Annotated in this window: 19 protein-coding genes; 6 read left to right on the top strand and 13 right to left on the bottom strand. The window is 36.1% G+C overall.

The genetic code is table 11. The features are described from left to right. Positions 1 to 148 precede the first annotated feature (148 nt). Positions 149 to 1636 carry an aldehyde dehydrogenase family protein gene (locus tag ACK3CR_RS01585; RefSeq protein WP_488974799.1) on the bottom strand — a complete coding sequence of 496 codons (1488 nt, stop codon included), beginning with the start codon at positions 1634 to 1636 and terminating at the stop codon, positions 149 to 151. A 1106-nt stretch (positions 1637 to 2742) separates the two neighbouring features. On the opposite strand from ACK3CR_RS01585, the gene ACK3CR_RS01580 reads away from it, so the two are divergent. Beyond that, positions 2743 to 3003 carry a hypothetical protein gene (locus ACK3CR_RS01580; protein WP_061804384.1) on the top strand — a complete coding sequence of 87 codons (261 nt, stop codon included), beginning with the start codon at positions 2743 to 2745 and terminating at the stop codon, positions 3001 to 3003. Between the two features lie 119 nt (positions 3004 to 3122). Here ACK3CR_RS01580 and ACK3CR_RS01575 read toward each other — a convergent pair whose 3' ends face one another. The 4 genes from ACK3CR_RS01575 to ACK3CR_RS01560 form a co-directional block, all read right to left on the bottom strand. Beyond that, complete coding sequence (locus ACK3CR_RS01575; RefSeq protein ID WP_243509599.1) at positions 3123 to 3464, bottom strand: c-type cytochrome; 342 nt, start codon at positions 3462 to 3464, stop codon at positions 3123 to 3125. 231 nt (positions 3465 to 3695) lie between these two features. Continuing rightward, positions 3696 to 5432 (bottom strand): GMC family oxidoreductase, encoded by a 1737-nt coding sequence (locus ACK3CR_RS01570; RefSeq protein ID WP_480380646.1) that lies wholly within the window; start codon positions 5430 to 5432, stop codon positions 3696 to 3698. A gap of 12 nt (positions 5433 to 5444) precedes the next feature. Then, complete coding sequence (locus ACK3CR_RS01565; RefSeq protein ID WP_243509603.1) at positions 5445 to 6179, bottom strand: gluconate 2-dehydrogenase subunit 3 family protein; 735 nt, start codon at positions 6177 to 6179, stop codon at positions 5445 to 5447. 311 nt (positions 6180 to 6490) lie between these two features. Continuing rightward, complete coding sequence (locus ACK3CR_RS01560; protein WP_243509605.1) at positions 6491 to 6811, bottom strand: hypothetical protein; 321 nt, start codon at positions 6809 to 6811, stop codon at positions 6491 to 6493. Between the two features lie 346 nt (positions 6812 to 7157). On the opposite strand from ACK3CR_RS01560, the gene tatA reads away from it, so the two are divergent. Both tatA and tatC read left to right on the top strand, forming a co-directional pair. Next, on the top strand, positions 7158 to 7382 hold the full coding sequence (gene tatA / locus ACK3CR_RS01555) for a twin-arginine translocase TatA/TatE family subunit (protein WP_019394379.1): 225 nt from the start codon (positions 7158 to 7160) through the stop codon (positions 7380 to 7382). An 88-nt stretch (positions 7383 to 7470) separates the two neighbouring features. Then, on the top strand, positions 7471 to 8193 hold the full coding sequence (gene tatC, locus ACK3CR_RS01550) for a twin-arginine translocase subunit TatC (RefSeq protein WP_243509607.1): 723 nt from the start codon (positions 7471 to 7473) through the stop codon (positions 8191 to 8193). Positions 8194 to 8573: 380 nt separating this feature from the next. Here tatC and ACK3CR_RS01545 read toward each other — a convergent pair whose 3' ends face one another. From ACK3CR_RS01545 to ACK3CR_RS01530, 4 genes are all read right to left on the bottom strand, one after another. After that, a complete protein-coding gene (locus ACK3CR_RS01545; RefSeq protein WP_488974619.1) occupies positions 8574 to 9221 on the bottom strand; it encodes a class I SAM-dependent methyltransferase in 648 nt (215 codons plus the stop codon). Between the two features lie 35 nt (positions 9222 to 9256). Then, the gene (locus ACK3CR_RS01540) at positions 9257 to 9871 is read right to left on the bottom strand and encodes a class I SAM-dependent methyltransferase (RefSeq protein WP_328124576.1); all 615 of its coding nucleotides are present in this window, start codon (positions 9869 to 9871) and stop codon (positions 9257 to 9259) included. Positions 9872 to 10734: 863 nt separating this feature from the next. Beyond that, a complete protein-coding gene (locus tag ACK3CR_RS01535; protein ID WP_328124575.1) occupies positions 10735 to 12177 on the bottom strand; it encodes a GntP family permease in 1443 nt (480 codons plus the stop codon). Positions 12178 to 12466: 289 nt separating this feature from the next. After that, positions 12467 to 14455 carry a YjhG/YagF family D-xylonate dehydratase gene (locus ACK3CR_RS01530; protein ID WP_488974618.1) on the bottom strand — a complete coding sequence of 663 codons (1989 nt, stop codon included), beginning with the start codon at positions 14453 to 14455 and terminating at the stop codon, positions 12467 to 12469. 657 nt (positions 14456 to 15112) lie between these two features. Here ACK3CR_RS01530 and ACK3CR_RS01525 point away from each other — a divergent pair. From ACK3CR_RS01525 to gucD, 3 genes are all read left to right on the top strand, one after another. Next, positions 15113 to 15880: an IclR family transcriptional regulator gene (locus tag ACK3CR_RS01525; RefSeq protein ID WP_488974617.1), complete on the top strand. Its 768-nt coding sequence runs from the start codon at positions 15113 to 15115 to the stop codon at positions 15878 to 15880. Between the two features lie 73 nt (positions 15881 to 15953). Next, positions 15954 to 16847: a fumarylacetoacetate hydrolase family protein gene (locus tag ACK3CR_RS01520; protein WP_488974616.1), complete on the top strand. Its 894-nt coding sequence runs from the start codon at positions 15954 to 15956 to the stop codon at positions 16845 to 16847. Between the two features lie 149 nt (positions 16848 to 16996). After that, positions 16997 to 18463 carry an alpha-ketoglutaric semialdehyde dehydrogenase GucD gene (gucD, locus tag ACK3CR_RS01515; protein WP_488974615.1) on the top strand — a complete coding sequence of 489 codons (1467 nt, stop codon included), beginning with the start codon at positions 16997 to 16999 and terminating at the stop codon, positions 18461 to 18463. Positions 18464 to 18693: 230 nt separating this feature from the next. Here gucD and ureC read toward each other — a convergent pair whose 3' ends face one another. From ureC to ACK3CR_RS01495, 4 genes are all read right to left on the bottom strand, one after another. Next, positions 18694 to 20403 (bottom strand): urease subunit alpha, encoded by a 1710-nt coding sequence (gene ureC / locus ACK3CR_RS01510; protein WP_488974614.1) that lies wholly within the window; start codon positions 20401 to 20403, stop codon positions 18694 to 18696. Further along, positions 20400 to 20777, bottom strand: coding sequence for an urease subunit beta (gene ureB / locus ACK3CR_RS01505; RefSeq protein WP_488974613.1), 378 nt, complete (start codon positions 20775 to 20777; stop codon positions 20400 to 20402). The genes ureC and ureB overlap by 4 nt, the downstream gene beginning before the upstream one ends. Continuing rightward, a complete protein-coding gene (gene ureA, locus ACK3CR_RS01500; RefSeq protein ID WP_488974612.1) occupies positions 20774 to 21091 on the bottom strand; it encodes an urease subunit gamma in 318 nt (105 codons plus the stop codon). Before ureA ends, ureB begins: the two co-directional genes overlap by 4 nt. Positions 21092 to 21396: 305 nt before the next feature. Beyond that, positions 21397 to 21849: a ferritin-like domain-containing protein gene (locus tag ACK3CR_RS01495; protein WP_488974611.1), complete on the bottom strand. Its 453-nt coding sequence runs from the start codon at positions 21847 to 21849 to the stop codon at positions 21397 to 21399. Positions 21850 to 21956 lie beyond the last annotated feature (107 nt).

Genomic DNA, 21956 nt, shown 5'->3' with positions numbered 1-21956 from the left:
CAATAAAAGTTAGTTAAATATAAAATAATTAGAAACTGAATATTTAGAAATTTATAATTATATAGATGTTATTTAAAAATTGAATTTGATTTTCTGATAAGTGTAGTTTCCCTAGATTTACATGATTTTAAAGTTTTCTAATCGGTGTTTATTTAATATTTACATATACACTTTTCACTTCTGTGTAGTTCTCTAAGCCATACTCTCCGCCCATTTCACGTCCAATACCGGATTGTTTATATCCACCGAATGGCATTGTCTCCCATTCAAGACCAACGTCATTAATCCAAACGGTTCCTGCTTCTAGTTTACGAGAAATATAATGACCTTTTTTGATATTTTCTGTCCAAACACTAGCCGCCAAACCGTAATCGCTATCATTTGCTCTTTTAATAACTTCTTCAACCGTATCAAAAACGAAAACTGACATGACGGGTCCAAAGATTTCTTCACGTGCAATTGTCATGTCGTCTGTTACATCTGCAAAAATGGCTGGTTCAACAAAATAGCCTGTATCATAGGTTTTTTCGCCTCCCGCAACAAGACGTGCACCTTCTCTTTTTCCTTGCTCGATGTAGCCAAGAACGGTTTGTTTTTGTTTTGCTGAGACAAGTGGCCCCATATCTGTTTCCGGATCCATTCCTGGTCCTAGTTTCAACGTATTCATGCGTTCTGCCAATGCTTTTACTACATAATCATAGTGTTTGCGATGAACATATACTCGTGTGCAAGCACTGCAGTTTTGTCCATGATTGTACATGGTTCCGTTAAATGCCCCTTCAATCGCTTCTTCTAGGTTAGCGTCTTCTAGGATAATGCTAGGTGATTTACCCCCTAGTTCAAGCGTGATTCCTTTGATTTGATCTGCAGCTTTTTTCATGACTTCTTTTCCCACAGCCGTTGATCCAGTAAAGGACACTTTTTTCACCAAATTATGAGTAACAATGGCATCCCCAGCAACACGCCCAGAGCCAGGAGTGATGTTCACTACACCGTCTGGAAAACCGGCTTCTTTGAACAGTTTTGCTATATAAAGTAGAGAAAGTGGTGTTTCACTTGCAGGTTTGATTACAACTGTGCATCCAACAGCTAAAGCAGAGCCGAGCTTCCAAGCAGCCATCAAGAGAGGGAAATTCCATGGAATAATTTGGCCTACAACTCCGACAGGTTCATGTGTAGTGTAATTGACATATTCCGGAGATACTTGTGTCGTTTTTCCTTGGATTTTCGTGGCAAAACCCGCATAATACCTGAAGTGTTGGATGGATCCATCAACATCATCTGTTAAGGCAACTTTATATGGCTTACCATTATCAAGAGCCTCGAGTTGGGCAAGCTCTTCACGGTTTTCTTCCAAAAGATCTGCAAACTTATAAATAAGATGTGAGCGTGTAGCCGCTTCCATTTCTGCCCACGCGCCTTCATCGAATGCTCTTTTGGCAGCTTGAACGGCAATGTCGATATCTTTAGTTTGTGCTTCGCTAACTTGTGCAATTACCTCTTCATTAGCAGGATTAACGACATCGAATGTTTCCCCATTAACTGCTGGTACGTATTTTCCATCAATATAAAGACCTATAGGTTCTTCTAAGAATTCTTTTACTTTTGGTTTTAATTTGTAATCAGTTGCTCTCATCATGTCTACCTCTCCTGTCTTAGTGTTTATATTCTTTGTTTCGAAATAATAAATAATTAAATTTTTTGAATAACCAAATTTTTTGAATTATTTATTAAATAGAATATACCAACAATTTGACGTTTTGTAAATCATTTTTTTAAAAAGGGAATATAAAAGTTCATTTTTCATTCAAAAAACCTTTCTGAACGCCTATTGCGTACAAACAAAAAGTCATTTAATTCTTCTCTCTTCATCAAAGCAAAAAGCACCTAATCCGAAGAAAGATGCTTATTTAAAGAAACCGGGCTATAAAACAATCTGTAACAATGACAAACATACTAATACTATCAATTTTAAAAAAGGATGATGTTTAGTATGAAGAATCAACATTTATTCGAATGGAAACATTATCAGTCTGAAATGATTTGATTAACAGGAAGGTAGTATCTACAATATAACCTAATTTTTCGGGATTTGGTCAAAATGAGGGAGAAGCGAGGTGATTATCTATTGCTCATACTACAGCTATATCAATATAGGGTTGAATTAGAGAGGAAACATCTTAAATCAACAAATGATTAGTTTGTAAAAGTATAGTTGCAGGAAGAGAAAAGGCACAGATTCCTTGTCAATCAACGGATTTGTGCTTTTTTAGAGGGATAACTCCATCTCACTACTTTTAAATTAAAGTCCATACTTTTGTATAATGGTTCGCCATCTTTAGAAGGTTTATTAGTAATTGCTATAAGTTTAATAATAAAGATCCGAAATAAAAGACTGAAAAAACCTTTTGCTTATCACTAGCAAAAGATTTTCAAATTTATATGAATGGAGAGCGTTATTAGTTTGAGCAGTTTTATAAATTCATATACATTAGATTCTGCCACAAATATGTTTACTTTAAAGGGTTTAAAAATTGCCTCCTATATGCCCTGTTCTTGAAATCATTGTGATATTTCCCCATCGTATAAACGTCTTTATATCCGAGTAAATTAAAGATGCCTTCCTCTTTAAGTTACATTTACACTTTGCTTTTAATTAAATTTGGATAGCTGTTAAGAAAGATTAACGGCATTCTAAGTCATAAGGATATTGAAAATAAAATACTTTTTAGGAGGATAAAAATGAACAATCATATTAAAACTGAATTATCATTATTCAGTGAGCTTTTATTGTCTTTACTGTTAACACTTTGCTTAGGTATTTATTGTTTAAAAACCTTTGATCCATTCCCATGGCTTTCCTTTATCGGAGTTCTAATTGGAATTGCCCTTATTGTTACTTGCTGGGAAGAGAAAGAAAACCAATGGATTTTTTTAGTTAGTGGCTTATTAGTTAACACCATTGTTTGGTCTGTCTTTTTTAATTGGTCTTCTTTTTTCTAACTATATTCATTTGTAAAATATAAAGCAGCTTGCGTCACATTTATTAGGCACAGGCCGCTTTGTATTTCATTTAAATCGTAAAAATGTTTTTATTCATTGACCCATCGTTCCATGTATGCTTATTCCTCTTTGTGTGATAACCATTCAGCCACAACTTTAGCCTCTTCCGCAGAAATAACCCCCGCTGGCATAGCGCCTTTACCATTATTAATAATATCTTCTATTTCATTTTGTTGATATTTTAAACCTACTCTATTTAAAGGAGGTCCAGACCCGCCTTGTAAGTTGTCTCCATGGCAAGCTATACAGTTTTGACTTACAATTTCTTCTGGATTACTGACAGTTGTTGCTTCCCCGTCCTCATTTTGTAGATCTTGAGATCCTTTATAAAAAAACAGTAAAAATAATAGACATCCTATGAGAACAATATTGATTCCAGAAGTAATCAATATTTTTTTCATATTATAACCTCCGAATCGAAATTTTCTATGACAACTTAATTATGATGGTCAATGAAAGTGAAAACTATTTTCTAATTTAATAACGTCAGCACCTGTTTCTTTCCTATTTTATTATTTACATCCAAGGCAATTATTATCTCTATTATCTATTTAAAAACTCACAGTAAATAAAGAACCATTAAGCCAAAAGTTAATGGTTCCTTGTCCTTTGTCGCTTCTTTTTTCTTTATGTTATGCAAGCTTATTTTTGAGGTTAGCTTTCACAAGTTGCCCGCCTTTTTCTAAGTATTTTTGAATACCTTCAGCAGCCCGATACGCCAATGCACCTACTGTTCCTGTAGGGTTATAGCCTCCGTTATGTGGAAAAGCAGACGCACCAATGACAAAAACATTCTCTGCATCCCACATTTGGAGATAGTTATTGAGTGCAGATGTTTCTGGATTGTCTCCTAAGATAACTCCACCAGTGATATGGTCATTCCATCCTGGTACGATATCAAAGTGCTCACTTATTTCCCCTTTCTCGACTAATTCCGGGCCCATTTCTTCTATAATTTCCGCAATTCTGTCGGTAAGAAAATGAAAAATTTTAGCATCGTGTTCAGTGAAATCATAGGTCAATCGGGTCAGTGGGAGTCCATATGCGTCTTTATAGGTCGGATCCAAACTAATATAATTATTGCGATGTGGCAAAGAAGTTCCCTGAGCCCAAGCAGCAATAGAGCGGTTATAGTACTTGATGGATTGTTGTTTAAATTCTTTTCCCCAGACTTTAGTTCCTTTAGGAACAGCATTTTCTAAAATTGGCCGTTTACCTAATTGTTTAATTGAAATCGACCCACCATGAATGAAATCTAAATCAGTGTGATCAAAGAAATCACCGTTATAGTCATCCACTGTTACACCGAGAGCTCCTGCTCCCATTGAAGCATTATATTTATCCTTAAAGAAGCCTGTTGCTTTTGCAGTGATATGGTAACAGTAGTTTTTACCGATCACACCATCACCGGTTTTTGGATCATATGGGCGGCCAAGTTCAGACAACAGCAATAACTTAGAATTGTTCATTGTATAACTTGTCAAAACAACTACATCTGCTGGCTGTTCAAATTCTTCTCCTGTTTGGACATCTACATAGCGTACTCCAGCAGCCTTTTTTCCATCGTGAATAATACCCGTTACGTTGGAATATGGGCGTAAATCAAAATTACCAGTTTTTTCAGCTGTCGGAATGACCGTCACAACCGGAGTAGATTTTGCTCCGTATTCACAACCGAATTTTTCGCAGAATCCACAATATTGACACTGATTTAGGGTTTGACCATCTGGATTTGTGTATGTTTGTGAAAGATTACCTGATGGAAGACGGAACGGATGGAGCCCAAGATTTTTAGCAGCCTTTGTAAAAAGCTCCAGCATTGGTGTAGTTTTCATTGGCGGATTAGGATATGGATTTTTTCTTGGTGGTCCAAGAGGGCTCTCTTCACCGCTTGTGCCAGCTGTTTTTTCAAATTTATCATAATAAGGTTCTAATTCGTCGTATGTAATGCCCCAATCCTGAATGGTATACTCGCTAGGAATCTTGTTTTTCCCATATTTTTTTTCGGTCATTGACTTCAGTTCGAAATCATATGGAAGAAAACGCCACGTATCCCCATTCCAATGGGTGCTCGCTCCACCTACTCCAGTTCCAAGAAGAAATGCTCCAAGCTGTCTCATCGGTAATGCCTGCTCATCTGGGTTATTTCTGAAAGTAATGGTTTCTTTCGACAGATCTTGCATTAACTCATAACGAACAGCATATCGATACTCATCATGCACCATTTGGTAATCTTCAGTTGTTTTATATTTTCCTCGTTCAAGGCCAACGACTTTTAAGCCTTGTTTTGCCAGTTCTGCAGAAATAATGCCCCCTGCCCAACCGATACCTACTACTACAACATCAACCTTGTCCAATTTTGTAACCATAGACTTTCTCCTTTACATATGATCATTTAATGCGATTGGTCCTTTTTTTATAAATTTTTCTTCTTCGATTTCATTCAAGTAGCTCATTTGGGCGCCTGGAAATTCTTTCATATTCCAACCTTCCATATCGGCATTTCCGCCATACAGGGGATCGGCGTAAGCACCGGAAAAAGTGGCAGATATTAACGTGTTAAAGAAAAACGAAGCCTTTACGCCTTTCATCTCCACCTTATCTTCTTCGAACTTAGTTAACAATTCATCTTGCTGTTCATCCTTCAGATCGACAAAGGAAGCATTATAATCATTTTTACTGACCTCCTCAATTTTACGAAGCCCTTTTAAGAAAAGGTCACGTCGTTTGAGGGGTGATTGGTAACCTTGAAATTCACTTCCTAAGAAAAAAGGTCCTTTCATATATTCTCTATCATTATGTCCATATCCACTTGCCAACTCATGGTCAATAAAATAAGGAACGCCTAATTGAATAGCTCCTGGTCCATTTTCATCTTCAGGAAAAATGCGTTCAGTAGCAGCGCTTAGCGTATCAAAATCCTCACGACGGGTGAAAAATTTTAAAGCTCTGTTGTAATTTTTCTTTTCGCTTGTTGGAGGAGGAGGTGACTGTTGGTTATTCCCCTGGACACTAGTGCCTATAAAGGTTCCTAATAGGGTACCTCCGACCACTAAACCAGACTTTTTTATAAAGCGTCTGCGCGAGTGATTTATGGTATCTTTTTCATTAGTCATGTAATTTCCTCCATTTTTACATTTATTAATAAAGTATTGGTATCTCCAGGTAAATTAATACAGATATTACAACTTTTCGAATAAATTAATGTAGTAGAGGGATTTATGTTGATATGGAGAGACGTAAAGGATAAGAGTGAATAAGTTATTGCTTCTTTTGACCCGTCCTTTATTTTTATTCAACTTCTAAAATTATGGCCTTGTTAAAGAACCATGCTGGTTTTTGAGACTTTAATATAGCCAAGATCATAAAAAAAGAAACTCTGAATCAGAGTTTCTTTTTTATTTTATGCTTCTATTAAAGCATTTTATTAATTCTCTCTCTTATTTTCATCATTCAAATCTTCTAGATCTCCTACTGGATCTTCTGGATCTGGGACTGCATCTTCTTCTGTGGTATGATCCCTATCAACCCCAGATGGCATTTCGTTTTCTTTATCACCATTAATATTATCTACATCTTCAGTTGTATCATCTATATGTTCATTCATCTCATCAACATCATCCGCATTTTTATCCACCTGATTTTGATCGTCTTGAGGAGGATTAGGATCCTGATTCGCATTACAGCCCACTACCATCAAAGCGGATAAAAATATACCTGTCATGATAAGATACCACTTTTTCTTCACGGTCATTCCCCTTTCTTGATTTATGTCATCTTTAATTCTTTATTTTACGATTCCCTATGTAATAAGAAACATGTATTACTAGATTAAAGTATGTAGAAAAAACCTATACTTTTGTCATTTATTCATAAAATATGTGGATGGAACTTTTGGACTTTTTGAATTACGTATAAAAAATGAACAGCTTTGGGAATATATGAAAAGAATCATAAATAAACGACGTCCTTACGACTGTCAACCAAGAGAGAAGTTCTAGATGATACTCCTTTTTAAGGTTGCAAAAAACTTTGAAAAGAAGTGCCCTAGAGCTTATGCGCAGAATAATCTTTTTGAATGGAGGGTTTAAGTGATGTTTCAAAATATCGGTATTCCAGGCTTGATTCTAATTCTTATCATTGCCCTTGTAATTTTCGGACCTTCGAAATTACCTGAGATCGGGCGAGCTTTTGGCCGGACTTTGACCGAATTCAAGAGTGCAACAAAGGGATTAGTTTATGAGGATGATAAAGAGGAAGAGAAAAAACCTCAATTAACAGCTGTTGAAAAGCCGCAAGAGAAATCGGTAATTAAATAATAAATATATAGACGGGGTAACTCGTCTATTTCTATTTTATCTCACACCTATGGAAGTTCTACTTATATGATAGAAGGAGGAAACTGACATGGAAAACGACCATGGAGAACTTATTGAACATTTGAATGAACTTCGTCAAAGGATTATTAAAATCTTGTTTACCTTTATCATTGCCCTTGTTACTGCATTTATTTTTGTAGAGGATATGTATAATTGGTTAGTTAGAGATCTTGATGGGAAATTAGCTATCTTGGGCCCAGGTGATATTTTATGGGTATATATGATTATCTCGACTATATGTGCGATAGCTTTCACTATCCCTGTAGTTGCATATCAGGCATGGCGGTTTGTAAAGCCGGCTCTGACAAGAGAAGAGAGTATGGTAACTTTAAGTTTTATCCCAGGGATATTTGTTTTATTTATTACGGGGATATCTTTTGGATATTTTGTACTGTTCCCAACCGTATTAGGATTCTTAACAAGTTTGTCTATTGGGCAATTCGAAACAATGTTTACGGCGGAGGAATATTTTCGCTTCATGCTTCATTTGAGTTTACCCTTCGGTTTCTTATTCGAGATGCCTTTGGTCGTAATGTTTTTAACGAGACTTGGAATTCTTAATCCAATGAGATTAGCTAAAGCAAGGAAACTCTCCTATTTTGCCCTCATTGTTGTGTCAGTTTTAATCACTCCGCCTGATTTTATCTCAGATATTCTAGTGATTGTTCCTTTGCTGCTTCTGTATGAATTGAGTATCACCATTTCCAAATTTGTTTATAAGAAGCGGATTGAAAGTGATGTTTCCGTATAATCCGAATAACTATGATAGACGTTGGACTTATTGCCTTATTCAAAGTGCACAAGCTTGAACAAAATGAAGCAAGGTGTTTTTTATAGAAACCGGGCATAAATCGTCCGGTCTTTTTTTGTTTAGCGGAAATCCGGTAGTTTGCGCTCATAATCATGAACATTTTCGTAATACCTGGGATGATTCTAGTGCAAATCTTGAAGCTTCTCAAAACATAAAGATAATGACGATATTTAAAGTAAAAGTCCAGATCCCTTTTAGACAAAGGATCTGGACTTTTCTTACTTCCCCCAAGATACATTATGTGAACCCAAAATTAGAAATGATTTTTACGCTCTCGCTCCATCTTTTTAACAAATGATCTATATACTAAAATCTTCATATTAATCTTTTATTAACACAGCTCTAAAACAATTTAACTCTCCCCATATTGTTGAAACTAAAACATTAGAGGGTTTAGCAAATGAGTAATCACCATGAAATTTCAATTTCACCTTATCAAGCAGTATCTTTAGCTCCCCTAAATTAATAGCAGGATAGTCAAAGGTAACGATAAGTAAGCCTTGATCTTTTAATGTTCTCCTAAATTCTTTAAAGGTTTGCTCCATATCTTCTTTACTTAGATGTTCTAAAACAGAGATACAGAAAATTTTATCAAAACTCTTATTTTGATATGGGAGGTTTGTCAAAGAGGACTGAGAAAAATGTATAGGATTGAAAGAATGTTTAAGAAAAGAGTCGTCAATTACGGTTCCATAAGTATCCTCAATATCTTTAAGGATAGAGGATTTGGATAGAATTCTGCCATCAATATCACAAGCGTATACTTCTTTGCATTTATCAGCTAAATAAAATTTTAATGGATGAGAAAGTCCACAGGCTGCATCTAATACAATATCCTCAGTCTCAGCAAAATTCTTTGCCCACTCATATTCATGAGGTCTAGTCTCCCAGGTATTCGGCAAGTTAAAGACAAAATTATTTGAATACGGATCAGTTTCAAGGATAAATCTTGAAGTAAATATACTCATCGTTCTCCTCCTTTGGATGAGGATAAATCATATTGCTAAACTTTTTCTAAGATAATAAAACTTGCTCCTGACAATTCTTTATATTTCTGCTCAATAATTTCCATGACTTTGTAGTCTCCGTATTTAGATAAGCAACTTAAAATATCGCGATCCTGAATTGTTGGAATCCCATACACAAACTCTTCTGGTTTAGTAATCCTCGTATACAAAATAATATTAGAAGCTTTACAAGAAAAAATATCATCTAAAGTTTTCCAGAAATCATCTTCATTTGTAATATGATATAAAACGTCTAAACACACTACTAAATCGCTTGTGAAATATCCATTATTCATAAAATACTTTGGATTATATAGGAGAAAACTTTTTGTCTCATCTTTTTCAAACGTCTTTGAGCATATATCTATAGACGTTGGTGAAATATCCATCCCTAAGTAGTTAGGATAATTCATATATTTCAATTGGTTTCCATCTCCACATCCAAATTCGATTACCTTGTGAATTTGTTTCTTATTTATAAACTGATTAATTATATCCGCCTTGAATTGTGCTAAAACTCCGTAAGACCCTTTTCCTGAATTCCCTCCACTTGAATAATTCTCTTCCCAATAGTCAATATAGCTGAATTTTTCTCCAGGTTTATCGCCCATAATTTCACTCCCTCAAAAATAATGACTTTAATTATAGATGAACAACAAACGTTAATCCCCTTACTGTTAGCACTTCGCTCCTGTTATACCTGTTTTTATACAGCTTTATTATTCATGGATTCGTAATTTATACCTTGCTATTCATATGCTATTTATAAAAGAAAAAGAACCCTCCTTATTGCCCGGAAAAGCCCTCTTTTCCCCTTCTTAAATTGAATATATATCTTCTGTATATCTAACGAGGGACCTCTCATTTTGTTTAAACGTTTTTCCCCTTACGTTTTTCGCTTTTATTAAAGTACAATCATTTATTTTATGTCTTCTTTTTCTTAGATATGGAGACGGGACTTGTTATTGTAGTGAGATGGTTATGAAGAACCTGATAAATATTAGAGATACGGAAATGGGCAGCAAGGATATTTATAAAAAATGTAGATGAAATTACCACAGATCTATAGTAGTTGCTATAAAAAAGTTCGTAGAGAAGAAGATTTCTTTTAGAGAACTTTATTAAACAGGCAAATACAGGCTTGAATTTCACATTTGCTTTTCTATATTGATCACTTGCCTTTTTTAGAGTAACAATATCAGTAGGTTTAAAGATTAATTGTAATTACCCTGAAGTTTTTGCATTAAAGCCAAAATAGTAAGATCAGTAGGTTTGCTCTTTCTGTTTCTATCTTTTGTTCAGCTACAGTAACTAATTATAGAAAAAGTTGCAACGGACATTTTCGTCAATACATTATAAAAAAGAGAAGTTGATTCTCTACTTAATAGTAGGTTATCAACTTCTCTTTTTTCTCTAAATAGACTTTTTCACTGGTCTCAAACTATCCCCTTATTTTTCAAAAAGTTTTATGCCTTTATATCCCCAAAGCGTTTGTTTTATCCTTCGATCGCTCAAACATACTGAGATATATTGCTACTATACTAATGATGATGATTACTGCTCCCGAGATAATTAAGGATGCATCTAATAATAAAATAAACCCTAATCCTGCTACAGAAGTAATTGTGGAAAGTATGGTCCATGTTGAAAATGTTTCTTTCATACTTAACCCAAAGTATTCTTTAATCATCCAAAATCCTGCATCATTAACATGCGAGCAAATTGAGCTACCTGCTCCAGTTGCGAGAGTTACTAAGGCTAAATTAGCATCGTATTGAGCCAGCATTGGAATAACTAATCCTGCAGTAGATATAGCTGCAACTGTAGCTGACCCCAAAGATATACGTAATATCGCGGCAACTAACCAAGCAAGTATGATAGGTGACATTGAAGTTCCTTTAAATAATTCTGCCACATAGTCCCCTACTCCTCCATCAATTAGTACTTGCTTGAAAGCACCTCCACCTCCGATAATTAATAGCATCATACCAATTGAGGCTATTGATGATGTACAAGAATCCATCACTTCTTTTATTGGAGTATTTCTTGCTATTCCCATTGTATAGAATGCAAGAAATAAAGATATCAACATTGCAGACGAAGGGTTTCCTATAAGACGGACAATTTCTATTAATGTATTATCTTCAAATCTTACTGATTTTTGAAACATATCAAGAATTGTAGATATAGCCATTAATAAAACAGGGAACATTGCAGTCAATACACTTATACCGAAACCTGGTGTTTCCTCAAATTGGAATGTTTTTTGTTCACCTAAAGAAGCTATATTACCTGTTTTGTTAAATGCATGGGGTACAATTTTTTTAGCAAGCTTCGTATAGAGAGGACCTGCTAAAATGACGGTTGGTATTGCGACAATAATACCATAAAGTAAAACTAATCCAATATCTGCACCATATTCACCAGCTATTACTGTTGGTCCTGGATGTGGAGGTAAGAAACTATGAGTTGCTAATAAGGCTGCAGCCATAGGGATACCTAGGTGTAAAATAGAAACTCTTAATTCTTTCGCAATTGAAAATACAATTGGAATTAATAAAACTAACCCTACTTCGAAAAATAGGGCTATACCCACAATAAACGAAGCCACTACAACAGCCCACTGAATTCTTTTTTCTCCAAATTTGTTAATTAAGGTCATTGCAATACGCTGGGCTCCTCCTGCATCAGCAATTAACCTACCAAGCATTGCACCAAGTCCAAATATTAAAGCTATATGACCAAGTGTACCTCCTAATCCACCTTCAATTGATGTAACAACATTTCCTAGAGGCATTCCAAGTGCTAAAGATACAATAAAAGATACAATAATTAATGAAACAAATGTATTTAATTTGAATCCAGTAATCAAAATTAGCAACAGAATAATCCCAATCACTACTATAAGTAATGGCATAATAAACCCCCAAAAAAATAATTAAAATATTTTTATTTGTTAAACTTACTAAAACGCTGACCCTATATTTTAATTAGGAACTCTAGGATGCTTATGCTATTTTGTTTACTAGTTATAAAGTTTATTTATTTGAAAAAACGTTCCGTAGAAACCGCTTTCATTTGAAACCATACAAAATTTTAACGTACACCTATAAACATTCTCCTAACTACATAATAAACCGGAAGAATAAACTATAAAGTTTAAAAAGCAAGGTCTTAAATGTGCTTTAAAGTTGTACAACAATAGATTAATTTTGAACTAGCGTTTTTTCTTCTCCTAATGCTTTTACTCCAGCTTTTAGAACTTCAATAATTCGATCTGTGTCATAGATATTTCCGCGCCAAGTTCCTCCACTTACGGATTGAAGCGCAGCCCATAAACGAGTATCATCTGGAAGACCAGGATCCGGTGTGAGGTCTGGATGAAGGTCACGTTCTTTCAAAACTTTAGTTGCTTTTTCTAAAGAAAGTCTTTCGTTCTCCGTTCCAACAAAATTAACGGAACCCACTAACTGATTGCGGTCAACCATGATTTCAATGACATCTCCATCACGTAATTTCCCAATCGCTCCCCCAGCCAATGCTTCAGGTCCAACATGTCCAATACATGCACCAGTGGAAACACCTGAAAACCTTGCATCTGTAATTAAGGAGACATGTTTTCCAAAGGATAAATGTTTTAATGCCGATGTTAATTGATATGTTTCCTCCATCCCGGTTCCTGAAGGTCCTCCGCCCATAACAACCATTATATCTCCTGCTTCAATCCCTCCTGTTTTAATCGCTTTTATGGCTGCCTTTTCTGAAGTAAAGACCTTCGCTTTTCCTGTATGTCGATACACCCCGTCTTCGCCTACCACAGATGGATCAATAGAAGTTGATTTAATTACTGACCCTTCAGGAGCAATATTTCCTTTCGGGAATGTAACAGTAGAAGTTAGACCTTTTTCTTTTGCTTTGACTGGATCCATGATAATATCATCAGGATTAATTCCATCAGCTTCTAACAATTGTTTTTTCATCATTGCACGTCTTTCTGATTTTTCCCACCAATCAAGGTTTGCACCAAGGGTTTTTCCAGTAACTGTTAGTACATCTTCATGCAAGACACCTAATTTTCTTAAATGAAGCATAACCTCTGGAACCCCGCCTGCTAGGAATACCTTAACCGTTGTGTGACCAACAGGACCATTTGGTAGTACATCAACTAAGCGAGGAACTTTCTTATTGATTCTAGTCCAATCTTCAACAGTGGGTATCTTACACTTAGCTGCATGAGCAATTGCTGGGATATGAAGTAATAAATTCGTTGAACCTCCGAAAGCCGCATGAATCACCATAGCATTTTCTATCGCTTTGTCCGTAATAATATCTTTGGTAGATATGTTTTTCTTCTCCAATTCTAAAGCTGCACGTGCGGATTGCTTAGCCATCTCAATCCATATTGGCTGACCTGAAGGGGCTAATGCAGAGTGGGGTAAAGCCATTCCAATAGCTTCTGCAACGACTTGGGAGGTGCCAGCTGTACCAAGAAATTGACATCCTCCTCCTGGTGTAGCACAAGCACGACATCCGAGGTCAGCAGCTTCTTGTAAAGTAATTTCGTTGTTTGCATATCTTGCCCCAATTGTTTGAATCTTTCCTGCGTCTTCTCCATTTGTAGGGGGAAGAGTAACACCTCCGGGGACAATGATAGTTGGCAAGTCGTGCATTGATGCTAAAGCTATCATCATTGCTGGAAGACCTTTATCACATGTAGCTACCCCAATAATTGCACGACGTGTAGGCAATGATCGAATTAATCTTCGATAAACTATAGCTGCATCGTTTCGAAATGGAAGAGAATCAAACATTCCGGTAGTTCCTTGAGAACGGCCATCACAGGGATCACTTACGAATCCTGCAAAAGGAACCCCTCCTTGTCTACTAATCTCTTCAGCTGATGCCTTCATTAATAAACCTATTTCCCAATGGCCAGTATGATAGCCTAAAGCAATTGGAGTACCATCATGATTCCTAATTCCACCTTGAGTACCGAGGATTAAAACTTGTTTTCCTAGTAGGTTTGAAGGTGCCCATCCCATTCCAACATTTTGAGATAATCCAAAAAGGTCACCACTTGGTGAATCTAGCAACATTTCTGATGTAAGTGGGAGTGAACCATCTGCCCCTTTTGAATGAGTTTGAACTTTATAAAGAGATACATCCTCTTCGCCAAATATCGATTGCAATGACATATGTATTCCTCCTCTAATAAGATTTTTTCATTTCAAAAAAGAAGTATCTTTATGTCTTTTACATAGCTTTCTGTTAATTTTGTACCTATATTTATAGCAATTACTATCATGCTTGCCTACTGCTAATTCCATAACATTAACTATTCTTAAGACTGTCTATCTTTGTATATTTTTTATATAAACCTCCTTTTTGTTTTATAATATAAAACAAAGTTTATCTATATTAAACTTTTATTGCCATTTAATAATAATCATATTTTTTCTGAAAAGTCAATTAATTTAACGAAGACAATTATAGTGTAAGATTTCACTTTACTTACAAGAAACCGCTACATTTTACTCATATCTACATTAGTATTCTAAAAAGGAATCTAATTGTTTTAAAAAAATAGAGGGTATAATTCTAAAAAATACTAGTTTCTATCAAGATTTTAACTCTTATAAATCTTGCGTAGATAATTGTATGACTTAATAACTTTGCTTTGTAGAATAAGAATTATAAATGAATTCTTTAGAGTTTTTCTTTATCCGAAAGATATTCAAGTATTTAATTATGTTTCTTGACTTTTTTAAAAAAATAGTATTATATTTGAATTGCAAGAATAGTTTGTAATAATAAAAACAAGTTTTATAATTTAAAACAAGTAGGTGGAATTCATGCCTGTTATTCAATCAGTAGATCGTGCTCTTCGTATTCTTGATCTGTTTGACGAGCATACAACAGAATTGAAAATAACAGATATAAGTAATCAGTTAGGACTTCACAAAAGTACTGTTCATTCTTTATTGAAAACGCTTTTAAATCATGGCTATATCAGTCAAAACCCTGAAAATGGGAAGTATGGATTGGGAATGAAGCTCTTTGAAAGAGGCAACTATGTCATTCAGTCTTTAGATGTTAGAGGGTTATCAAAAAAATACTTAATGGATTTATCAGTAAAAACCGGACAGACTGCCCACTTAGTTATACTCGATGGTAAAGAAGGAGTTTATATTGATAAAGTTGAAGGCCCTATGGCTGTTATTCTTTATTCCAAAATAGGGAAACGAATCCCCCTTCACTGCTCCGCGGTTGGTAAAGCTTTAATAGCTTTTAAAGACCAGGAAGAGATAAAACAAATTCTAAATGAATATGACTATTTTAAACAAACTGAATTTACCATTACAAATGAATCTGAATTTTTTCGTGAGCTTCAACAAGTTCAATCTCAAGGGTATGCAGTTGATAACCAGGAAAATGAGCCAGGTGTTCGCTGTATTGCAGCACCTATTCGAAATCATGAGAATAAAGTCATTGCGGCTATTAGCCTTTCTACACTTATAGCTCGTGTGGATGACGCTCAGTTAGAGACTTTTAGTAAGCAACTGAAACAAACAGCTTTCCAATTATCAGAACAAATGGGAAATGGGATACCAATTTCATAGAGATGGTTCCCTTCTCTTTTGTCCATATATAAAAACTCAGTTTTATAATATAAAACAATAGGAGGCTATTTTTATGCGTATTATCCGATATTTAAATGAGCATTCACAAGCAATTCTAGCAGCTGTTACAAATGAGGGAACAGTATACCCTCTTCCTCAAGAAGGATTAATTGAATTAATTCAACAGGCAAACGCACAAAATGTTTCTCCACTTTCTTTTGTAGAATTTACCATCTCCAAGTCAAAACCTATTCAATACTCTGTAGAAGATTTATCGTTACTTGTTCCTATTGTAGCTGAAGAAGTATGGGCATCCGGTGTTACATATGAGCGTAGTCGCGATGCACGTAACTATGAAGCAACAGGTGGAAAGCTTGATGCAACTACTTTCTATGACAAGATATATGAGGCTGAACGTCCAGAAATTTTCTTTAAGTCTACCGCTGCTCGTACAGTTGGTCCAGGACAGGAAGTTTACATCCGTAGTGATTCTAATTGGCAAATTCCTGAGCCAGAATTGGGCCTTGTTATTAATCGAGATGGTGAAATTCTTGGATATACGATTGGAAATGATATGAGTTGTCGTGACATTGAAGGAGAGAACCCACTTTACCTCCCGCAAGCAAAAATGTGGAAAAACTCTTGTTCCATTGGACCGGCAATTCTCCTTGCAGAGTCCGTGAAAGACCCCTACAATTTTAACATCACATGTCGAATCTATCGCAATGCCGAGCTTATAGTAGAGGGAAAAGCGAATACTAACCAGTTAAAAAGAAAATTTGATGAATTAATCTCTTTCCTTATCCGCGACAATAAAATTTTTGACGGCACTGTATTATTAACTGGTACATGTATTATTCCATCAAACGACTTTACCTTATTAGATGGCGATCAGATTGAAATTCAGATCTCTAATATTGGTGTCTTGAAAAATCGTGTAAAGTTACCAAATAACACTTTAGTTTGAGTAAATCAGATAGCACAATAACCATACAGAAAAACACTGGTCCGATTTTATTTTTCTGAATTTTCGATAAAATTAACCGTAATAAAGACTTTGGCATTCAATATGTCGGGATTAAGCAAACTATTTCATGAAATATGGAGGTATATAAGATGAGCGTAAAAACAGACGAAAAAACGTATTTAAACTATATTAATGGTAAATGGGTAATGGCTTCTATTCAAAAAGTTGAGACGAGTATCAATCCAGCTAATCGTCATGAAATTATCGGTTATGTACAACAGTCTGAAAAAGAAGATTTAGATTACGCTGTCCTTGCTGCGAAGGAAGCACAAGTTTTCTGGGGAAAGCTATCTGGTGCTGCCCGCGGAGAGTATTTGTATAAGGTCGCAAACGCACTCGAGCAACGTATTGATGAAATTGCGGAAACAATGACTCGTGAAATGGGAAAAACATTTCTGGAAGCAAAAGGAGAAACGGCTAGAGGTGTCGCTATCCTTCGTTATTATGCAGGAGAAGGAATGAGAAAAATAGGTGACGTGATTCCTTCATCAGATTCTGAGGCACTTATGTTCACTACTCGTGCTCCCCTTGGAGTTGTAGGTGTTATCACACCTTGGAATTTCCCAGTAGCAATTCCTATCTGGAAAATAGCGCCGGCACTCATTTATGGAAATACTGTTATTCTTAAACCCGCTCAAGAAGCTGCAGTAACCGCAGCCAAAGTAATAGAATGTTTTGATGAGGCTGGACTTCCAAGGGGTACTATTAATATGGTAACAGGCACTGGGTCTATCATTGGTCAAGCAATTACTAATCACCCAGATATTAATGGAATTACATTCACAGGGTCTGATGCAGTTGGTAAGTCAATTGGACTAGGAGCTCTAGAGCGTGGTGCTAAATATCAGTTAGAAATGGGTGGAAAGAATCCAGTAATTGTAGCTAATGACGCCGATTTAGAACAGGCAGTGGAAGCAACTATTAGTGGAGGCCTCCGTTCTACGGGTCAGAAATGTACAGCTACAAGCCGTGTAATCGTCCAAAGTGAAGTTTACGAGCCGTTCAAAAATAAACTTATTGAAAAGATAAAGGAAATAAAAATTGGCAATGGTTTAGAAGAAGATGTATGGATGGGGCCATGTGCAAGTGAGAACCAGCTTAATACAGTACTTTCTTACGTAAAGAAAGGAATAGAAGAAGGCGCAACATTGATTTATGGAGGTAAACGTATGGAGGAAGAAGGATTAGTCAATGGATTCTTCGTGGAACCTACTGTCTTTGAAAATGTTAGTAATGAAATGTCTATAGCTCAAGAGGAAATTTTCGGTCCAGTTCTTGCCCTTATCAAAGTTGAGACTTTAGAAGAAGCATTACAAATTGCAAACGACGTGAAATTTGGACTAAGTGCTTCCATTTTCACTAAAAATATTGGTCGCATTCTTTCTTTTATTAATGAGATGGATGCTGGTCTCGTACGTATTAATGCTGAATCTGCTGGAGTTGAACTGCAAGCCCCATTCGGCGGAATGAAACAATCTAGCTCCCACTCTCGTGAGCAAGGAGAAGCTGCAATTGAGTTTTTCACTTCTATTAAAACCATATTTGTAAAGGCATAAATAAACTTTCAGAGGCATATCCCCTATTCATGCTTTATACAGATATGTTCTTGCTATTAGTTATACTCTTATATATAACAACCGGCACAAATAAGAAAAAACATAAGGTGTATTCCCTTTGAGCGACAAGAGCATGTGCCTTATTAACTTCTCTGAATTGGATTAGGGATTTAAAATCTAAAGAAGCATAAGTTTTTCGCTTATGCTTCTTTGTTTATCTTGGAAGGCGTTTAGAATAAGAAATAGCGCTGTGCTAACGGAACGTGATTAACAGGTTCGCACGAAATTTCCTTCCCATCGGCAAATACTTGGTATGTTTTTGGATTTACTTCAATTTGGGGTAAAGCATCATTTAGCTTCATATCGAGCTTGCTTAAATTTCGAATGTTGCGTACAGGTGAAATAATTTTGGATAATCCTAACTTTTCATGCACACCACGTTCAATACTTGCCTGTGACATAAAGGTAATGGCTGTAGAAGAGTTAGCTTTACCGTATGACGCATACATTCTTCGCATCAAGACAGGCTCTGGAGTTGGGATAGAAGCATTAGGGTCTCCCATTTGAGCTCTTGCAATCATTCCGCCTTTTAAAACAAGGTCTGGTTTCACACCAAAAAACATCGGATCCCATAAAACAAGGTCTGCAAGCTTCCCATTTTCAATTGAACCAACTTCATGACTGATTCCATGTGTAATAGCTGGATTAATCGTATATTTGGCAACGTAACGTTTTGCACGTTCATTATCATTCCCCCGTTCACCTGGAAGAGCGCCGCGCTGTTTTTTCATTTTATCAGCTGTTTGCCATGTGCGAATAATCACCTCACCAACTCGCCCCATTGCTTGGGAATCCGAAGACATCATACTAATGGCTCCTATATCATGAAGCACATCCTCTGCGGCAATCGTAGCTGCGCGAATTCTTGAGCGACTAAAAGCAACATCTTCCGGCACGTTTGCATCTAAATGATGGCATACCATCATCATGTCTAGATGTTCTTCCATTGTATTTGTTGTGTAGGGCATTGTTGGTGTTGTTGAAGAGGGTAAAATGTTGGAGTAAGAAGCTAGTTTCATAATGTCTGGAGCATGTCCTCCACCTGCACCTTCAATATGGTACGTATGAATGACACGGTCTCCAATGGCTTCGAGTGTATCTTCTAGAAACCCAGCTTCATTTAGTGTATCTGTATGTATTGCGACTTGAATGTCCGCTTGCTCGACAACATCCATGCATGTTTCAATTGCTCGAGGTGTTGATCCCCAATCTTCATGAAGCTTAAGACCAACTGCTCCAGCTTCAATTTGTTCGATTAAAGGGGCTTTATGAGAAGCATTTCCTTTTCCTAAGAACCCGACATTTACAGGGAACTCTTCAGCAGCTTCAAGCATTCTTTCCATATACCAAGGACCTGAAGTACACGTTGTGGCTTTACTTCCTGTAGTTGGTCCAGTTCCACCGCCAATCATTGTTGTAATACCTGAAGAAAGGGCAACATCCATTTGTTGGGGACAAATAAAATGAATATGAGTGTCAACCCCACCAGCTGTTAAGATTTTTCCCTCTCCTGAGATGACTTCAGTACCAGCCCCAATGACTAAGTTAGCGTCAACGTTATCCATAATATCTGGGTTTCCGCTTTTCCCTACCCCTACAATTCTCCCATTTTTCACTCCAACGTCAGCTTTTATAATACCTGTATGATCAATCACAATTACGTTTGTGATCACTAAATCAAGGGCTCCTTCCTTAGCTGTTAATCGTCCATTCTGTCCCAACCCATCACGAATCGTTTTTCCCCCACCAAAGATGACCTCTTCTCCGTACACGGTGCAGTCTTTTTCGATTTCAACCCATAAATCCGTATCTGCTAGTCGGACCTTATCTCCTACTGTAGGACCAAAGAGAGCTGCATATTGTCTCTTAGACATTCTCATGATAAAACCTCCTTTGTGCTACCACTATACTTTTCTAGTTTTTCTATCATTTTTTCTTTACGTCGTTTGTCGATAAATCCTTCCGTTATACCATTTAGTCCGTATACAGTTTTGCGACCACCTAATGCCACTAACGTTACTTTCTTCTCCTCACTAGGTTCTATTCGAACTGCTGTACCAGATGGGATATCAAGGCGCATACCAATCGCTTTTTCTCTATTAAATGAAAGAGCTCGATTCACTTCTGCAAAATGAAAATGCGAACCAACTTGAATGGAGCGTGATCCTATATTTTTCACGATGAGTTCACACTGAGGCTTGCCTTTATTAATTTCAATTGTACCTTCTGCTATTTGAAATGCTCCTGGTTTCATGCTTTTCCCTCCTTTTGTATTGGCTGATGGATTGTCACAAGCTTTACACCATCTGGAAATGTGGCTTCAACTTGTATGCTCTCTAACATTTCAGGAACCCCTTCCATTAAATCTTCTACACTAAGCACATGACGACCAAGTTCCATAATCTCTTCAACACTTTTTCCTTCGCGAGCTCTTTCGATGACATAGCAAGTGAAATAGGCTGTTGCTTCAGGGTAATTCAATAAAATTCCCCGCTCTTTCCTGTCTTGGGCTAGCTGACCAGCAACAACAATTAACAATTTTTCTTTCTCTACTTCTGTTAATCTCATTTCATAAACCTCCTTAATACATACAAAATATGTAAATAAATATAGCATAAGAGATTGTAAAAAGTAAACACTATTGAGAATTTTTAGATTATTTAACCTATTCTATTTCATATTTTTGTTACACATAGATAAAATACAGCAAAAGTAAAATGAGGAAAACTTTAAATTCCCTTAGTATTATTCCCAGAAGTATGGTTTATCTCCAAATAGCACTGTTGTTAGCCATGCTAGGTTATCAACCTCAAAAACGGGGGGCTTATAATAAAAGCTCCTTGGCAGTTCAAACACAGTATGATGTAATGAAATCATTGAGAAGAAGTTCTAGAATGTAATTCGTATTTTAAATAGTCAACATGCTCTCGTTGTTTTTGTAATATTTCATGAACGAGACATACTCTTTCCTCATCAAGTTTATTTGAAACTAATTCTTCAGTCATTTTGATTCCATATAAATTTTGTCCCTTAATAGCATGTTTTAAAATATCTTGTTCACTAGTAGAAGAATCAAATAGCTGGCTTATAAAAAGCTCTATTTTTCCTATAATTCCTTCACTACTTTTAGGTATTCCGTCTAGTACTTGACCACGTTTTGAAAGCAATTCTGCATGATGTTCTAGATCTTTACGAATTTCAATAAAGTGAGAAAGAAGTGAAGAAGAGGAATCGAGATTTTTTATAAAATTTTCGTAAGCATGTATCCCCATGTATTGACCTTCCACTAGTTTATTAAGCGTATCTACTATCTGTTTCTTATCCATTGACACCATTCCTTTTGTTTACATCTTTACCAGCCCAGATTATTCATATATAACTGTTTACTGGATGGGTTTTTTAGTACATTCTTAAAGAGGCTTATACTAGATAT

It is taken from the genome of Priestia sp. TRM10, assembly GCF_057808375.1.
This window is presented reverse-complemented; position numbering and strand designations above follow the sequence as displayed.

What these genes read in the sequence shown, in the direction of transcription:
- ACK3CR_RS01520 (WP_488974616.1), top strand. Translation starts at nt 15,954, where the DNA reads ATGCGTATTATCCGATATTTAAATGAGCATTCACAAGCAATTCTAGCA.
- ACK3CR_RS01545 (WP_488974619.1), bottom strand. Translation starts at nt 9,221, where the DNA reads ATGAGTATATTTACTTCAAGATTTATCCTTGAAACTGATCCGTATTCA.
- ACK3CR_RS01495 (WP_488974611.1), bottom strand. Translation starts at nt 21,849, where the DNA reads ATGGATAAGAAACAGATAGTAGATACGCTTAATAAACTAGTGGAAGGT.
- ACK3CR_RS01580 (WP_061804384.1), top strand. Translation starts at nt 2,743, where the DNA reads ATGAACAATCATATTAAAACTGAATTATCATTATTCAGTGAGCTTTTA.
- gucD (WP_488974615.1), top strand. Translation starts at nt 16,997, where the DNA reads ATGAGCGTAAAAACAGACGAAAAAACGTATTTAAACTATATTAATGGT.
- ureA (WP_488974612.1), bottom strand. Translation starts at nt 21,091, where the DNA reads ATGAGATTAACAGAAGTAGAGAAAGAAAAATTGTTAATTGTTGTTGCT.
- ACK3CR_RS01565 (WP_243509603.1), bottom strand. Translation starts at nt 6,179, where the DNA reads ATGACTAATGAAAAAGATACCATAAATCACTCGCGCAGACGCTTTATA.
- tatC (WP_243509607.1), top strand. Translation starts at nt 7,471, where the DNA reads ATGGAAAACGACCATGGAGAACTTATTGAACATTTGAATGAACTTCGT.
- ureC (WP_488974614.1), bottom strand. Translation starts at nt 20,403, where the DNA reads ATGAGAATGTCTAAGAGACAATATGCAGCTCTCTTTGGTCCTACAGTA.
- ureB (WP_488974613.1), bottom strand. Translation starts at nt 20,777, where the DNA reads ATGAAACCAGGAGCATTTCAAATAGCAGAAGGTACAATTGAAATTAAT.
- ACK3CR_RS01540 (WP_328124576.1), bottom strand. Translation starts at nt 9,871, where the DNA reads ATGGGCGATAAACCTGGAGAAAAATTCAGCTATATTGACTATTGGGAA.
- ACK3CR_RS01535 (WP_328124575.1), bottom strand. Translation starts at nt 12,177, where the DNA reads ATGCCATTACTTATAGTAGTGATTGGGATTATTCTGTTGCTAATTTTG.
- ACK3CR_RS01570 (WP_480380646.1), bottom strand. Translation starts at nt 5,432, where the DNA reads ATGGTTACAAAATTGGACAAGGTTGATGTTGTAGTAGTAGGTATCGGT.
- tatA (WP_019394379.1), top strand. Translation starts at nt 7,158, where the DNA reads ATGTTTCAAAATATCGGTATTCCAGGCTTGATTCTAATTCTTATCATT.
- ACK3CR_RS01525 (WP_488974617.1), top strand. Translation starts at nt 15,113, where the DNA reads ATGCCTGTTATTCAATCAGTAGATCGTGCTCTTCGTATTCTTGATCTG.
- ACK3CR_RS01585 (WP_488974799.1), bottom strand. Translation starts at nt 1,636, where the DNA reads ATGAGAGCAACTGATTACAAATTAAAACCAAAAGTAAAAGAATTCTTA.
- ACK3CR_RS01530 (WP_488974618.1), bottom strand. Translation starts at nt 14,455, where the DNA reads ATGTCATTGCAATCGATATTTGGCGAAGAGGATGTATCTCTTTATAAA.
- ACK3CR_RS01575 (WP_243509599.1), bottom strand. Translation starts at nt 3,464, where the DNA reads ATGAAAAAAATATTGATTACTTCTGGAATCAATATTGTTCTCATAGGA.